The following is a 14836-nucleotide window of genomic DNA, read 5'->3' as shown; positions in this document are numbered from 1 at the left end:
CGATGATGATTCAACGAACCCTGAAATTGTTCTTGGCGACTGCCGCTGCGTTGCTGGCCGTGGTTGCGTCCTGCGATTGGCAGAGCGACTATGAACGGGCACTGCGGGCGGCATCCGAAGGCGATTGGATGACGGCGCGGGATGCCTTTCAGGGTGCCAAATCCCAACGGGCCGGCGACTCGCCCGAGGCGACACGCCTGCCCGGGCCGGTGACTGAACCCCGGCTCTGGCGCAACGGCTCTGCCTATTCACCGGAATTTGGTGCCGCCTATTCCGCCTACCGGCTTGGATTGTCAGCGGCTGACGATGCAACCAAACAGCAATACTTAATGCTGGCCGCGGCAGAATTGCGCGGCCTGGCCGACAAAGGACAAAGCGCGCCGGAAACCCTTAAGGCGCTCAAATCTGTTTACACCCTCCTTGGCGACAAAAACGGACTCGGCGAACTTGCGGGCATGACGGCAACTTGGAAAGTCGACAGTTCGTTCCTTGCTCCAGAAGACATGACCGGGCCCGTGAAATCCCAAGGCAGCGGCAAGCCGGAACCGAACACCACGACAACTTCTGGCGGCGCAAAAGTCACCACCGGTACAAACGGCGGCCAAATCATCAAGATCAAACCCGCCGACCTCGGCAACCTCGCCGGAATCTATGGTGAAGAACCGGTTCCGACCGTCGAGACCAAGTACGCCCTCATCATTGGCAACACCAATTCGCCGAACAAAGATTCCCGTCTTTCCTTTGCTGGCAACGATGCCGAAATGGTTGCCGGGGCGCTCACCCGCTATGCGGGCTACGCTTCAGAACACGTGCGGGTGTTGATCGACGCTTCTGCGTCCTCGATTCAGGCCGCCGCTTCTGAGCTAGCGTCTTCCCTTCCCGACAATGCCACCGTGGTCGTTTACTTCACCGGGTACGCCGCGTATCTTGGCGGCAAGGATTACCTCGGGGGCAACGACCTCGAACTCCCGAAAGACTCGACCCGGATGGTTTCCAAGTCGGAACTCATCCGGCGCTTTTCCGATAAAGGGGCCCGGGTCTACTTCTTCGCCCAATGCAACCGGGAAATGGATGGTCCTGATTACTTCGGCAAAGAAAGGCTGGCTTCCGGCACATTCAGCGAGGTTTACGCCAACATCTCCGGCACCCAGGCCAACAGCATCTTTTCCAACGGCAAGCAAGTCGGGCTGTACACGGCAGCCTTTGTGGCAACGCTTGCCGAGTTCTACACGAACCAAGTGCCGATCAACGAATTCTGCTGGCACGTGTTTTATGCCATGAGGGGCGGCTCCGACGCCAATGCCCAGCGTGGCGGCGGAACCCAAACTCCGACCTTGCCCATCCTCGTCAACCTCGGGCCCACCAGCCCGTTCTGACCCGACAACAACTTGGACGCGGCCAGTCTTGATCAGCCTGGCTGGCCGCGCTGGAACTATGCAAACGGCTCATCACAACGATAAAGAACCCCTCGACCCGAAAATCGCCGCCATTTACCGGACAATCGCCGGTGAATATGCCGACAAATACCTGGCCACATTCCTGATCCCCCAACTGGAAAAGTCAACCGGCAAAACCGCGGAAAGCCTTGAGGATTGGGTTGAGGTTTTGGATGAACCAGAGGCCTCGATCCGGGTGTTTTTGGGGGCCTATGCCTATGCAAGGCGGGGAAAAGACCGCGACCTTTACGCCCGGACCACATTGCGCGCCCTGGATCAAGTCTTAGAATCCACGCCGATCGATGAGCTGCTGACCGCCGGAGACGGCGTTGCCCTGTGGGATGCGTTCATCGTCCAGTGCGAAAGGCGGGCCATAAAACCCAATGAGAGCCAGAACCGGGGCATCGTCCAGGGCATCCCCGAACTGGCACAGGAAATCTTCGCCCTCGACGGGTGCGGGTCGATCTGCGGATGGGTCGCCGACGGCATTGAGCAAACGAGCAACATTGAGCCCCAGTTCAACCGGATTGTCGATATCCGCGGGGTCGGCCCCAAAAGCACCTCCACATTCCTGCGGGACCTGGTTTTGATTTATGGACTGGAGGCGAAGGTCAACCCCGCCGACCGGATCCACATCCAGCCGGTCGACCGGTGGACAAGGCTGGCAACCACCTATTGCGTTCCGGAACCACACGACGACCGGCTCGCCGATTGGATCGTAGCCGGCAAAGTCAACAAATATGCCCGCAGGGCCAAAGTCAGCGGCATCCGATTCAATCTGGGGCTCACCTATTTTGGCCAACGCGTTGTCCGCGAGCCTTCGCGGTTTGATGCCGAAATGAAGGCTTTGATCGCCCGGATCGGCGATTAGGCCATCTTGCCGGCCGCGATTCTCAACCCTTCCAGGGTCAAGGTCGGATCGTATTCAGAAATCTCCTGACAAAGGCCGACAAAAGTTTGCCCAAGTCCGCCGGTGGCCACTGCGGGGCACGGGTCGCCTAGCTCGGCCCGAATCCGCCGGATCAACCCGTCTATCGCCTCGGCGTAACCCAGGACAACGCCGCTTTGCAACGATTCTACAGTGTTCTTCCCCACTGTGCGGTTCGGAGCTTCGATGGCTACCGCCGGGAGTTTGGCTGTCCGGCCAACCAACGAATCCAGGCTCACCATCAAACCGGGCATGATTGCTCCGCCGGTGTAGGCTCCCGACCGGTCAACGCAGTCGAAGGTGGTCGCCGTCCCAAAGTCGACCACGACCAATGGCGGCTGCAGGCGGGCCAAAGCCCCAAGCGCATTGGCGATCCGGTCGGCCCCAACAGCCCGGGGCGGGTCGTAATCCACCTTCAAACCGACCTGATCCCCGCCCCGCAGGAACCGGGCCTCGCACCCAAGGTATTTGAGGGCGAACCGGTGCCAATTTACATCGACAGGGGGGACGACGCTGCCAACAACGACCGAGCAGCAATCGGAAAAGGCGATGCCGGCGAATTGCGCCAGCGGGAACAGCAGCCCGGCAATCTCGTCTTCAGTGCGTTGATGGTCGGTTTCGTGCCGCCAACTGGCCAACCACCGCGTACCGTCATGAACCCCGACGTTGACCTGGGTGTTGCCGATGTCAATCGCCCAAAGCATGGGTCAAGTCTACTCGGCTATACACGGTTCCCCCCAACTCGGCAAGGATGGCATCGGTGATGAGCCCCGCGGCGTGGTCGCGGTCGCGGCAATCCGAGGATTCGACCATGACGCGGAGGATCGGCTGGGTGCCGCTGGCGCGGACATTAACACGCCCATGCCCGGCCAAGGCAGATTCGGCTTCCGAAATCTTGCCCTGGATGACCGAGTTGGAGTCCCACCCCTCCTTCCTCTCGACCTCCAAATTGACCAATATCTGGGGCCAGTTTTCGAAACTATCGTAAAGTTCGGCGGCTGACTTGCCTTGATTCCGGAGGACTTTGGCCAGCATCAAGGCTGTGACCAAGCCGTCCCCAGTCGGGACATGGTCCGAGAAGATGATGTGGCCGCTCTGTTCGCCTCCGACCTTCCCACCGGTCTCGCGTAGTTTTGCCGCAACGTACTTGTCTCCGACATCCACCCGGATCAGCTGGATCCCTTGTGAACGCATGTAGGATTCAAAGCCGCCATTCGACATCACGGTGCCGACCACCAAGGCAGGCGAAAGCTCCCCGTGCTTCATTTGGTGGGCACACCAGATCGCCATCGTCCGGTCCCCGTTGATCAACCGGCCCTGCGAATCGGCGAAAACGGCCCGATCGGCATCTCCGTCAAAGGCGATCCCTAGGTCGCACCGGTGAGATTTTGCCAACTCCTGGATGAAGGCCGGGTGGGTCGCCCCGCAACCGGAATTAATGTTCATGCCGTCTGGCTGGTCGCCGGCAGAGACCACTTCGGCCCCCAGGTCCCGGAACAACCGCGCCCCGAGTTCAAACGCCGCACCGTTGGCCGCATCGACGGCAATTTTGAGGCCATCAAGGCGTTCGGGAACCAGAGAGCCCAGCCATTGCAAATACCGTTCGGCTTCGCCGGCTGCCGGGGCAAGCATCCCGAGGTCTGCACCGACCGGCCGAGTCGGCAATTCGGCCCCCAGGTGCGATTCGACAAATGCCTCGACTTCCGCAGGCACCTTGGTGCCGCTATGGGCGATCAGCTTGATGCCGTTGTCCGGGGCAGGATTGTGGCTTGCCGAAATCACAGCTCCCATGCCGTAATCCCCCGTCCGGGTGACATAACTCACGCCCCCGGTTGGGAAGAAGCCGAGGGTGGCGGCATCGATTCCGGCGCTGCAAAACCCGGAGGCAAGGGCAGCGCCCAGCATTGGCCCGCTGCGCCGCGTGTCTCGACCGATCGCCACACGGTGGTGCAGGTTGGGTTGCGACTTGAGCCAGACCCCCGCCGCCTGACCGATCTGGAAGGCGATTTCCGGCGTCAGCTTGTGGTTGGCCACGCCCCGCACGCCGTCTGTACCGAACAAACTGCCCATGCCTAACCTTCCCCGGGGGCCCGGCTCACCCGAACCCGTGCGGGCCGCACAACGCGGTCGGCCAGAATGTAGCCCGGCTCGATTTCATCCGTAACGGTTTCTGGCGGCACATCGCTGGTTTCGACGGTTGCCAACGCCTCGTGGCGTTCGGGGTCAAAGGGGAGCCCTACGGCCGTGATCCTGATCAACCCGACGGGCTCTAATGCTCGCTGGAGGCTCTTGTGCATGGCCCGTATCCCGTCAATGACGGCTTCTGGGCTGGCCCCTTGTTCGGCGGCGGCGATAGACCGGTCGAAATTATCGAGGACGGGAATCAGGTTGCGGATCAATCCTTCCACTGCGTACTTGCGGTCTTGGTCCATTTGCTGCTTTAACCGGCGCTGGATGTTTTGCGCCTCGGCGAGCTGGCGGAGCAAGTCGTCGGAGGTCCGCTTGAGCTCCTCTTTCAAACCGGCAATCAGGATGTCTCGGGGATCGACGGTCTCAGCGGATTCGGAGTCTCCCAGTGCTTCGGCCTGGGGTTCGGAAACATCTACCCGGGGAGTGTCTTGGGGTGTGGTTTGCCCTTCGTTTTCGCTCATGGGATCGCGTTAAAGATACCCTTGCCGATCCGAGGGCACCGGGGCGAGCTTAAGGGTAAAACAGGCGGTCATGGATCGCCATGCGGTGGGGTTCGTCGGACTGGGAACCATGGGTTCGCCCATGGCGGGCCACCTTGCCACGACTGGCACCCCCACGTGGGTGTGGAACCGGACTCCGGGCAAAGAGGCGCACGCGGTTTCCTGTGGAGCCCGAGTTGCGGCCGACCTGCACGAAATGGCATCCGCTTGCCCAATCGTTTGCCTGTGCTTGGGAAGGACAGAAGATGTGGCCGCAATCGTGCATGTCCTCCTCGGATCTATGCCCGAAGGTGGCTTGCTCATCGACCACAGCACGATCTCCCCGTCGGGAGCCCGCAAAATCCATGAGCAGTGTGCGGAAAAAGGGATCGGCTTTGTTGACGCCCCCATCACCGGCGGTTCAATGGGAGCCCAGAACGGGACTTTGACGATTTTTTGCGGGGGAGCGGAATCAGATTTTGCCCGGGCGGAGCCAATCCTCCGGGCCTATGGCAAGCGGATCGCCTACGTCGGGGGCCCGGGGCAGGGCCAGATGATGAAGATGGCCAACCAAATTGCGGTGGGCGGCGCCCTGCTGGGGCTCTGCGAATCCCTCGCGTTCGCCAACCAGGCCGGATTGGATCTTGCGACCACTCGGGATCTGCTTTCAACCGGGGCAGCCGGCAGTTGGGCATTTGAAAACTACGGCCCCAAAATCATCTCCGGAGATCACTCCCCTGGGTTCAGTGTCAAAAACCAGCGCAAAGACTTTGGCTATTGCCTTGAATCGGCGGCAGATGCCGGAATGGCGCTCCCGGCCACCGAATTGGCAGATCGGCTACTGGCTGCCCTGACCGCCGCCGGACGCGAAGAAGAAGCCACAACCGCCCTGTTCGATGTTCTGTGTCAGGGGGTGCCGACATAACCGGTTCCGTAGTCGAAATGCTGAGGATCAGCAAGAATTTCGGCCAGGTATCCGCGTTAGATGGGGTCGGACTCCGCGTTGAACCCGGCAAGATCCATGCGGTTGTCGGGGAGAACGGGGCCGGCAAAACCACACTGATGAAAATTCTCTATGGGGCCTGCCAGCCGGACTCCGGAGACATCAAGATTGGCGGCGGCACCGTCCGGTTCCCAAATCCAGATTCGGCCATCGCCGCCGGCGTGGGCATGGTCAGCCAACATTACGCCGTGATCCCCGAGCTGACTTGCCTGCAAAACCTCATGCTCGGGGCCGAGCCGGGCTTCATGATTTCCCGATCAACTGCCGAATCCCGGGCCGACGGGCTCGCCCGGCAAATGGGCTTTGAATTCGATTGGGAGCAGTCATCGTCTGCCCTGTCTCCTGGCCAGGCGCAAAAGTTGGAGATTCTCAAACTATTGTGGCGCAACGCCAAAATCATGATCCTAGATGAGCCGACGGCGATGCTGGCCCCGGAAGATGCCGATTTGCTCTATTCAAAACTGCATGAACTGGCCGCCCAAGGAGCGACGGTCATCGTTGTCACCCACCGCTTGCCCGACGTGATGGAGCATTGCCAGGATGTCACCGTCCTCCGCGGAGGAAAGCTGGTGTGGTCGGGCCCGGTATCGCAAACCAACCCTGCCGACCTGGCCGAAAAAATGGTCGGCCAATCGGTTGCCGAACATGTCCGGCAACCCGCAAACCCCGGGGATCCGATCTTGGATGTCCAAGACTTTTCGGTTCGGGGCGACCGCGGTGACCAAGCGGTCAAGTCGATCGGGTTTTCTTTGCGCTCGGGCGAGCTGGTGGGCATCGCGGGGGTGGATGGCAATGGCCAAAGGGAACTCTTCCACGCACTGATGGGCCTGCGCCCGGCAACCGGCAAGGCCTTACTGATGGGGCGCGACCTCGCCGGAGTGCCCACAGCTGAGAGGATCGCCGACGGAATGCGTCTGATCGCCGAAGACCGGCATGACGAAGCGGTGATCGAAGAGTGGAGCATCGCCGATAACGCCATCCTGGGGTTGCAACGCACGGCGGGGCTCAAAAAGGGCGCAGGGATCGATCGCGCCGCGCAACGGGCCCTCGCCGAGGCGGCAACCCAACGGTTCCCCACCAAATTTGCCAGCATCGACCAACCTTTCCGCGATTTGAGCGGGGGTAACCAGCAAAAAGTCGTTTCCGCCCGGGCCCTGTTGCAAAATCCCAAGGTTGTTTTGGCCTTTCAACCCACCCGGGGCATAGACCTTTATGTGGCGGATCTGGTTTTCCGTGGATTGGTCCAGGCCACCCGGGAAGGCGCAACCTGCCTTGTCGTCAGTTTCGACCTGGACGAATTGATGGCTTATTGCGACCGGATTTTGGTAATGAACGACGGGCAATTGGCCGAGGTTCCTGCTGGGCAACGCGATGACCGGGCTGTGATCGGCCGGATGATGGTGGGGGCCACCGGTTGAAGTCGTTCGGCTGGAAGCAGATCCTGCTGGCATTGGCCGGTTTCGGTCTGATTGTGTTGGCCCTTGTCGTGGTCAAAGCGGTTCCCCAGGATGTGCTGGCACAGATCTGGCAAAAGGGGTTGACCCGTCCGGCCGGTTGGCGCAACATCCTCAAGGAATCGACGCCGCTGATTTTGTTGGGCTGCAGCGTTTATTTGGCCCTGCGGGTTGGATTGTTCAACATCGGGGCCGATGGCCAATTCGTCATCGGGGCCTGTTGCGCCACGGTAGCCGCCCTCAAATTCCCTGGGCCAACCGGGATCGTTGCCGGGATTATCGCCGGGATTTTGGGTGGTGCGCTTTGGGCCTATCCGGTCGGCTTGATCAAGGCATACCGGGGTGGGCACGAGGTCATCACCACAATCATGCTCAACAACATCGCGGGGTTCCTGACCTTCTATTTGGTCAGCGGGCCGATCATGGATCCGACCGGCCAACAACCATCGACCGCGACGATTGCCGATTCCGCCCAACTCCCGATGCTGATCCAGGATGGGCCCTTCCGGGTGAGCAGCGCCACTCTGATCGCGGTCATGGCGGTCGCCGGGCTCTGGTGGTATTTGAGCCGAACGGTCGGCGGTTTTGAACTTTCCGCCACTGGCAAAAACAGCAACACCGCCCGGTTTGCCGGGATCGCGGTCGAAAAGGTGACGGTGAGGGCGATGGCAGCAAGCGGTGCAATTGCTGGGTTGGCCGGGGCCGTGCAGGTTCTTGCGTTTGAACACCGGTTCTACGCCCACTTTTCGCCTGGGTACGGGTTCGATGCCCTGGGGGTGGCCCTACTGGCCGGCGGCAACCCTCTTGCCACCGCCGCGTCCGGGCTCCTGTTCGGATTCATCAGCGAAAGCACCAGCATCTTGGGGCGAACAGGCGTGCCCAAGTCGCTGAGTTCAATCCTGCTCGGGGTCCTGGTGATCGTGTTTGCGGCTTATCGTTACCGCAAGGAGGCGATTGTCCGTGATTGACCTCACAAACTTGTTGGCCCAGCAAGGAAGTGTGGCAGTTTCGATAGTCCTCAGCACCCTGGCCTATAGCTCCCCTCTTATCCTTTGCGCGCTAGGTGGGTTGTTCAGCGAACGGAGCGGCGTTGTGAATATCGGTTTGGAAGGCATGATGCTCTCGGCCGCATGCGCTTCGGCTTTGGCGGCGCAGGCGACCGGTTCGGCGGCAATTGGTTTGGTAGCCGGATTGCTTGCGGCAACGCTGTTGGCGTTGCTCCACTGGCTGCTGACCCAGGGGTACCAAATCGACCACATTGTCAGCGGGATGGGGATCAATGCCTTGGCCCTGGGTGGGACCGGATTGGTGTTCAAATCGCTGCCCGACATCAATTCCAAAGAAATGGCGTCCTTCCCTGCGGGCTTCTACTATGGCTTGGCTTGGTTAGCGGCGGCGGTGATCTGGTGGATGTTGCGGGACACGCGGCCCGGATTGAGGCTCACAGCCGTGGGCAACGACCCCGACAAGAGCCGGCAAATGGGTCTCAAACCGGTGAGGATCCGGTTCCAGGCGTTGCTGGGGACCGGCCTTTTGACCGGACTTGCCGGCACCCTGGTCGCATCGAGCGCGGGGAGGTTCAGCGAAGATATGACGGCGGGTAGGGGTTACATCGCCCTGGCGGCCCTGATTTTGGGCGCATGGAAGCCGTGGCCGACCTTGGCCGCGGCGCTGGCCTTTGGTTTTTTTGGTTCCTTGCAGTTGTCGCTCCAGGGACAATCGCCGATGGGCATCCAGATCCCCGACCAGGTCTGGCAAGCCTTGCCCTACCTCATCACTCTCGTCGCCTTGGCGGGTACGCTTGGCAAAGGCAAGGCCCCATCGGGCCTCGGGAAGCCCTGACCCAGATGCTTGTCTCATTTTTGGCCGCCCTCCCGGGATTCAAGCCCGCTCCGTTCTTGCTGGAAGGGATGGTGGAGGCACAGGCAAAAGTTTCCAAGGAGACCATCGATGCCCGCGCCACGATGATTGCCACCAAGAGCGCGGCAGACAACCATTTTGTCATTCAAGTCGTGCGGGGGCGGGAAGCCAGGATCGACTTCAAACTCACGATGTCGAACTCGCAGGAGGAGAGCTACTATTACCGGGTCACAGATTCGGGCACCGTGGCCAACGCCTATCGGCCCGTGCTCAAGCAATACACCGAGAGCCGGGGCAATGAGCGAGACTTGGAGTCGCTGGTGAAGGCGGCGACGCCGCAGCTCGATGAATTCGTCGTCAGTCTCTTGACCCCGATGGGGTTGCGGGCCGTGCTTGCCAAGCAAGACCTGGAGAGCCCCCTATGGACGGTCAGCGGTGCCGGGGCCAATGTCCAAATCGAATACAAACAAAAGGACGGCTCGGCAAAATTTGTCGTCGACCGAAAATCCCTTCGCCTCCAAAAGCTAGCCTTTTCCAACAATTTGGGGGGGGTGGTTTGGGATTTCAAGTATTCCCCGCTCACATCGGTCAAACCGGTTTCCAAGGAGCCGGGCGCGTACTTGGTCGCCCAATTTGACGACCGCTTGAGCAAGATGCAAGTGACATCGGGGGCCGCTACGGCCGCCATCGACACCATGTTCCGGCGGTATGACCCTCCCAATTCCCTTGCCTATGAGCTGACGACCGGACGGGAGAAGGTGACGGCGGCATTCAGCAACTCCTACGCCTACCAGTCGGATGCCAAGGTCGAGTGGGGATATAACGGGAAAACCCTAACCTTGAGGAACAAAGTTTCCAGCTTGACGTACTCTGGACCGGCGACCAAAGAGGATGTCTTGGCGGCTGTCGCCGCCTGCGGTTCCCGGGTCGACCCTTATCTCCGGGGGCTTATGGAAGGCCGCAATCCCATGCGGAGGCTGTTCTCTGAATCGACGGGGATTGCAACAAAGCCGGTGGCCAACGCAGCAGAACCTTCGGTTGTTGCCACTGCCAAGAGCCCTTACGCGGATTTGACCGTCACATTTGCGAAAAAGGATGGGTTCGTCCTGAAGATCGAATCCCAGCCAGTGGCCCGCGGAATGGCGGCCCCCAAAACCGTGACGACCTTTAAACGCATCAACGGGACGGGCCTGCGGTTGGATCCCCCATCGCAAGCCCGTCCCCTTTCCGAATTGCTCTAAGCGCAATCCCTATCTGCTACATTCGGGAAGTTTTGATTGTGTTGGCCACGGCCGCTTGCAACGCACCATCCGGCTCGCCAAACTTGGCGATCGGGAATTCCTTGTCGGGAACCAGCGGATGCCCTTCAATTCGGAGCCCTTTGATGGTCACGTAGTCGGTGACCGGAAACTGAAGCCAAAAGCCCAAATCGTCACCCATCGGCACAATCATGGAAGCCAGCACCGCGCCAGCAGATTTGCGACCGTACAGTTTTGCGCCGAGGTTGTCCCTAAGCGCCCCCGCCATCATTTCCGAGGCACTCCCAGAACCCCCGTCGATCAGGCAAGAGACCGGCACTTTCAGGAGGATCCCCTTGGAGTTCCGGGTGGCCCGGACTTTGGAATCCGTTTTTTCAGCGATTTGAACCGGGTCGACCGATGGCCCAAACCGCCGGGAATAGTTGGCGACTTCCTGACGACCCACAAATGTGCCGAGCGGCTGGCTGTCTTTGTCCAAGAAGAACGAAGCAAGGTGCTGGAGGTTAATGACGCGGCCCCCTCCATTGCCCCGCAAATCCAGGACAACGGCTTTGGCCCTCTTGTCGATTTCTGCCATCAACTCTTCAACCCGGTCGCGGTTGTAGCCGGCGTCGAAACTGGGAACGGTGAGGATCGCCGTATCGCCCTGCCATGTCAGCGATTCGGGCAACACGGTGCTATATTTGCGGCGGGTGACATCGACAGTCACGACCCGGTTCTCCCGTTTGTATTTGATCGTCGACTTCTGCCCTTCACTGCCGGCAAGATCGGCAACCCCTTTCACCGGGTGCCCATCGCATTCAAAAACGAGATCGCCAGGTTGCAAACCAATCTCGGATGCTGGACTGCCGGGAAATATGTTGACGACCCGCAGGCCATCGGGTTCGATTTCAATGCGGATCCCGATTCCCGCCCGGCTTTGCGTTTCGCGCGAGGCCCCTTGTTCGGGCGAGAACAAGACGATGTGGCTAAATCCATAGGACTCCATCACCTGGTTGACCGTCCGCGTGAAATCTCCGACGGTTTCTGCCTGGTCGATGGCGGATTGGTGGGTTGTGACCATGTCTGGCCACTTTTTGAAGTCGACACCGGGAACGAAAGCCGCCCGGGTCAAAAGGAATTCCAGCCTTTCAAGGGTCTGCTTCTTCTCGGCCGCTGAAATCTTTTCGAGATCTTTAGGTTGGGCGACCGCTCCGACCGCCGATGCCAACAGGGTGGCGATGACAGCCACCTTGGCCACAATGCCCGCAAAACTCTTCATCTGTTACCTTTCTACCACGGCCGATGCGATTTGTGTGCCGCGGATTTATCTTAAGACGAATTTGTTTGGCGGCGGTTTACGGGGTCAGGAGTCTTTTGGCGATTTCGAAATAAATGATGAGGCCGGTCGCATCGACAAATGTAGAAATGAAGGGGGCGCTCATCACGGCCGGGTCGATTCCGAGCCGCCTTGCCCCAATGGGCAAGATGCTGCCGACCGTGGTGGCCCAGATCACCACCACCGGCAATGAGAGTCCGACGACGAGGCACAAATCCATGGGGCTTTGCCACAGAACCGCGCGGAAATACCCCACGATGCCGAGGGAAGCGCCGATCATCGTCGCCACCGTCACCTCTTTGGCCAAAACCGAAAGCCAGCTTGCCGTGCGAACCTCGCCAAGGGCCAAAGCGCGGGTGATCGTCGTTGTCACCTGCGACCCGCTGTTCCCTCCTGCCCCCAAGATCAGCGGCAAGAATAGCAAGAGCTGCGGCACCTGCAACGATTTAGGTTGGCCGTCGTCCTGCCCATAGTGGCGCAGCACCATCCCGGTTAGGAATTCGGCGGCAAACAGGGCCACCAGCCAGGGAAATCGCCGTTTGTAGAGCGACCACGGGCTGAGAGAATAGTACGGCTCGGCATCGCCACTGACCGCACCAACGGCGAGAACGTCTTCCGTCTCAGCTTCCCGCAATATCGTCTGGGCGTCGTCGCCAGTGAAGATCCCAACCAGACGCCCCGCGTCGTCAATGACCGGCAAGGCGTAAAAACCGTACCGTGCCATGGTTCTGGCCGCAGTCTCTTGGTCGTCGTCCGCTTTGACGGAGACCGGGTCGGTCTGGACGATTTCCCCGACAAGTGTGCTTTGGGGGACGCGGAGAACGCGGCGCAGGCTTGTGACTCCGATCAGCTCCTTTTCCGGGCCGACCACGTAAATGTCGTGGATTTGCTCGTACTTTTCGTCGGCGGCCTTCCTCAGGTCGGCAAGGACCTGCTTGATCGCCATTTCCGGCGTCGCCCAAAAGTAGTGCTCCGTCATGATGCGGCCCACCGAGTCTTCTGGGTAGGCCAGCAATCGGCGGATTTCTTGGGCATCCTCGTCCGGGATGACCTCGAGCAAAGATTCGAACCGCTCCTCGCCGACTTCCTCGCGCAAGTCGATGGCATCGTCCATCGGCAGGACATCGAGGTAGGAGGCCAAAACCTCGTCGGGGAGTTCGGAGACGATTTCTTTGGCCGTCTCGGTGGGGAGTTCCACCATAACGTTCCCCGCTTGCATGGGGTCCATGGCCTGCAAAAGGGCCGCGGCATCCTCCGTCTCCATATGGGCAATGGATTCGGCGAGGTCTTCTGGCCGCTCGGCGGCGAGTTCGGCCATGGCCTCGGGCTTTGCCTTCGTGTTTTCCAGCCGAGATTTGAGGTGGAGGAGGCGGGCAAGGTTTTCCCTGAACCCACCCCGGTCGTCGTGGGCCCGGCCCCGATCCCGGAAGAACCGCGAGACCCGGATTTTCAACAGGGTGAACAGGCGGCTCATCGCAAGCCAGTTTACATTTCCCCAACAGGGTATAGGCAGCCCAAGTAACATCGGGTTGTTGCTCGACAGGTTCAAGACACATCTCCACGAATCCGGCCTGATCCCACCGGAGTCAAAACTGCTCGTCGGGTATTCCGGCGGGCCGGACTCGACCGCGCTCCTTGTGCTTTTGGTAGAGAGCGGTTTTGATTGCGTGGCGGCCCACCTCCACCACGGGATGCGGCCCGAAGCTGATCGGGAGTTGGATCAATGCGCGGCTTTTGCCGATTCGTTGGGCATCCCGTTCCTCTCTGGCCGCGCCGATATCCCAGCGATGTCGGCAAAGCTGCGGATCGGGGTGGAAGAGGCGGGGAGGCACGCCCGCAGAGCGTTTTTCCAGCAATCGGCGGGTCAAACCGGCTGCAGCTTAATTGCGACCGGCCACACCCAGGATGACCATGTTGAAACGGTCCTCATGAATCTGGCACGGGGTGCGGGAATGTCGGGACTGGGCGGTATCCGGCCCCTGCGGGACGGGTTCGTCCGTCCGCTACTGCCGTTCACCCGTGACGAAACTCGGATGTTCTGCAAGGAGCGGGGTCTTTGGTTCCATGACGACCCGGGGAATTTCGACGAATCGTTCACTCGGGTCAAGGTGAGGAAGCGGATCATCCCCGAATTCGAGGCAGTCAACCCGAAGTTCAAATCTGCCGTTTCGCGGGTGGCGGAAACCTTGGCCGAAGAAGATACTTTTTTGCAACATATGGCCGCCAACCTGATACAAACGGCGGAGATCCCGTTGAACGGCAACCTCTCTTTTTTGACCGATCAAGTCGAGGCTTGCTTTGACCGGCAGGCACTGGCCGATGCCCCAAGCGTGTTGGCCCGGCGGGGGATCCGGCTGGCTGCTGCCTTCATCGGAGGCGAACTGGGCTACGAAAACACCTTGGCAATCCTCAATTCAATCCGGCAACCCGGATCTTCCATTTCCGTCACGGCCGGCCAAGCGGTCATCGAGCTCTCGCAGAGCCGGCTGATGATCCGGAATCTCCAGGATATTGAGCCGTTCCGGTTCCCGCTGACGGTTCCTGGTGTCACCGAGAGCGAGGTGTTCGGTTGGAAGTTCACCACCCTGCCGGCACCGTCGGATGGCTATCAACGGGAGCCCGGTTCATTGGACGCCGTCATCGACATGGAATCTGCCAAAGGAGGACTCTATTTCCGTTCGGCCCAGCCAGGCGACCAAATGGTGCCTCTCGGCGGGGATTCCCCCCGCAAGGTCTCCGACTTGTTGGCCAAGTCAAAATTGACCTCGGCTGCGCGGCGGCGTCTGCCGATCATTTACGATATGGCTGGGCCGATTTGGATTCCCGGTTGCCGCTTGGCCGACCGCGTCCGGGTGACCGATAAGACCGTTAGGGCTATTTCGGTTCGGTTCGGGCCCCTTTGAGGGTCC

At 60.2% G+C, this 14836-nt stretch carries 13 protein-coding genes; 8 read left to right on the top strand and 5 right to left on the bottom strand.

The window, feature by feature from the left end; genetic code table 11:
- Positions 1-5 precede the first annotated feature (5 nt).
- Both JNM28_06275 and JNM28_06270 read left to right on the top strand, forming a co-directional pair.
- On the top strand, positions 6-1376 hold the full coding sequence (locus JNM28_06275) for a caspase family protein (protein ID MBL8068035.1): 1371 nt from the start codon (positions 6-8) through the stop codon (positions 1374-1376).
- Positions 1377-1434: 58 nt separating this feature from the next.
- The gene (locus JNM28_06270; GenBank protein ID MBL8068034.1) at positions 1435-2307 is read left to right on the top strand and encodes a hypothetical protein; all 873 of its coding nucleotides are present in this window, start codon (positions 1435-1437) and stop codon (positions 2305-2307) included.
- Here the strand turns inward: JNM28_06270 and JNM28_06265 are convergent.
- The 3 genes from JNM28_06265 to JNM28_06255 are packed head-to-tail and all read right to left on the bottom strand — an operon-like array spanning position 2304 to position 5015.
- Positions 2304-3068 (bottom strand): type III pantothenate kinase, encoded by a 765-nt coding sequence (locus JNM28_06265; protein MBL8068033.1) that lies wholly within the window; start codon positions 3066-3068, stop codon positions 2304-2306. The two genes, JNM28_06270 and JNM28_06265, sit on opposite strands and share 4 nt — an antisense overlap.
- Positions 3052-4434 carry a phosphoglucosamine mutase gene (glmM, locus tag JNM28_06260; protein MBL8068032.1) on the bottom strand — a complete coding sequence of 461 codons (1383 nt, stop codon included), beginning with the start codon at positions 4432-4434 and terminating at the stop codon, positions 3052-3054. The genes JNM28_06265 and glmM overlap by 17 nt, the downstream gene beginning before the upstream one ends.
- Before the next feature lie 2 nt (positions 4435-4436).
- A complete protein-coding gene (locus JNM28_06255; protein ID MBL8068031.1) occupies positions 4437-5015 on the bottom strand; it encodes a nucleotide exchange factor GrpE in 579 nt (192 codons plus the stop codon).
- A gap of 70 nt (positions 5016-5085) precedes the next feature.
- Between JNM28_06255 and JNM28_06250 the strand changes: the two genes are divergently transcribed.
- From JNM28_06250 to JNM28_06230, 5 genes are read left to right on the top strand one after another with little or no spacing between them, the layout of a single operon-like run.
- Positions 5086-5958: an NAD(P)-dependent oxidoreductase gene (locus JNM28_06250; GenBank protein MBL8068030.1), complete on the top strand. Its 873-nt coding sequence runs from the start codon at positions 5086-5088 to the stop codon at positions 5956-5958.
- A gap of 17 nt (positions 5959-5975) precedes the next feature.
- Positions 5976-7454, top strand: coding sequence for an ABC transporter ATP-binding protein (locus JNM28_06245; GenBank protein MBL8068029.1), 1479 nt, complete (start codon positions 5976-5978; stop codon positions 7452-7454).
- Positions 7451-8458: an ABC transporter permease gene (locus JNM28_06240; GenBank protein MBL8068028.1), complete on the top strand. Its 1008-nt coding sequence runs from the start codon at positions 7451-7453 to the stop codon at positions 8456-8458. The genes JNM28_06245 and JNM28_06240 overlap by 4 nt, the downstream gene beginning before the upstream one ends.
- Positions 8451-9332 (top strand): ABC transporter permease, encoded by an 882-nt coding sequence (locus JNM28_06235; protein ID MBL8068027.1) that lies wholly within the window; start codon positions 8451-8453, stop codon positions 9330-9332. Before JNM28_06240 ends, JNM28_06235 begins: the two co-directional genes overlap by 8 nt.
- A gap of 5 nt (positions 9333-9337) precedes the next feature.
- Positions 9338-10591, top strand: coding sequence for a hypothetical protein (locus JNM28_06230; protein ID MBL8068026.1), 1254 nt, complete (start codon positions 9338-9340; stop codon positions 10589-10591).
- 16 nt (positions 10592-10607) lie between these two features.
- On the opposite strand, the gene JNM28_06225 is transcribed toward JNM28_06230, so the two are convergent.
- Together JNM28_06225 and mgtE are read right to left on the bottom strand one after the other, a co-directional pair.
- A complete protein-coding gene (locus tag JNM28_06225; protein ID MBL8068025.1) occupies positions 10608-11870 on the bottom strand; it encodes a PDZ domain-containing protein in 1263 nt (420 codons plus the stop codon).
- A 76-nt stretch (positions 11871-11946) separates the two neighbouring features.
- Positions 11947-13401, bottom strand: coding sequence for a magnesium transporter (gene mgtE / locus JNM28_06220; protein ID MBL8068024.1), 1455 nt, complete (start codon positions 13399-13401; stop codon positions 11947-11949).
- A 58-nt stretch (positions 13402-13459) separates the two neighbouring features.
- On the opposite strand from mgtE, the gene tilS reads away from it, so the two are divergent.
- Entirely contained in the window at positions 13460-14830 is a 1371-nt protein-coding gene (gene tilS / locus JNM28_06215) for a tRNA lysidine(34) synthetase TilS (GenBank protein ID MBL8068023.1), read from the top strand.
- The last annotated feature ends 6 nt before the right edge of the window (positions 14831-14836 follow it).

The organism is Armatimonadota bacterium, from assembly GCA_016789105.1.
Classification (GTDB): domain Bacteria; phylum Armatimonadota; class Fimbriimonadia; order Fimbriimonadales; family Fimbriimonadaceae; genus UphvI-Ar2.
The sequence above is the reverse complement of the archived record's forward strand: the minus strand, read 5'-3'. Positions and strand labels throughout refer to the sequence as shown.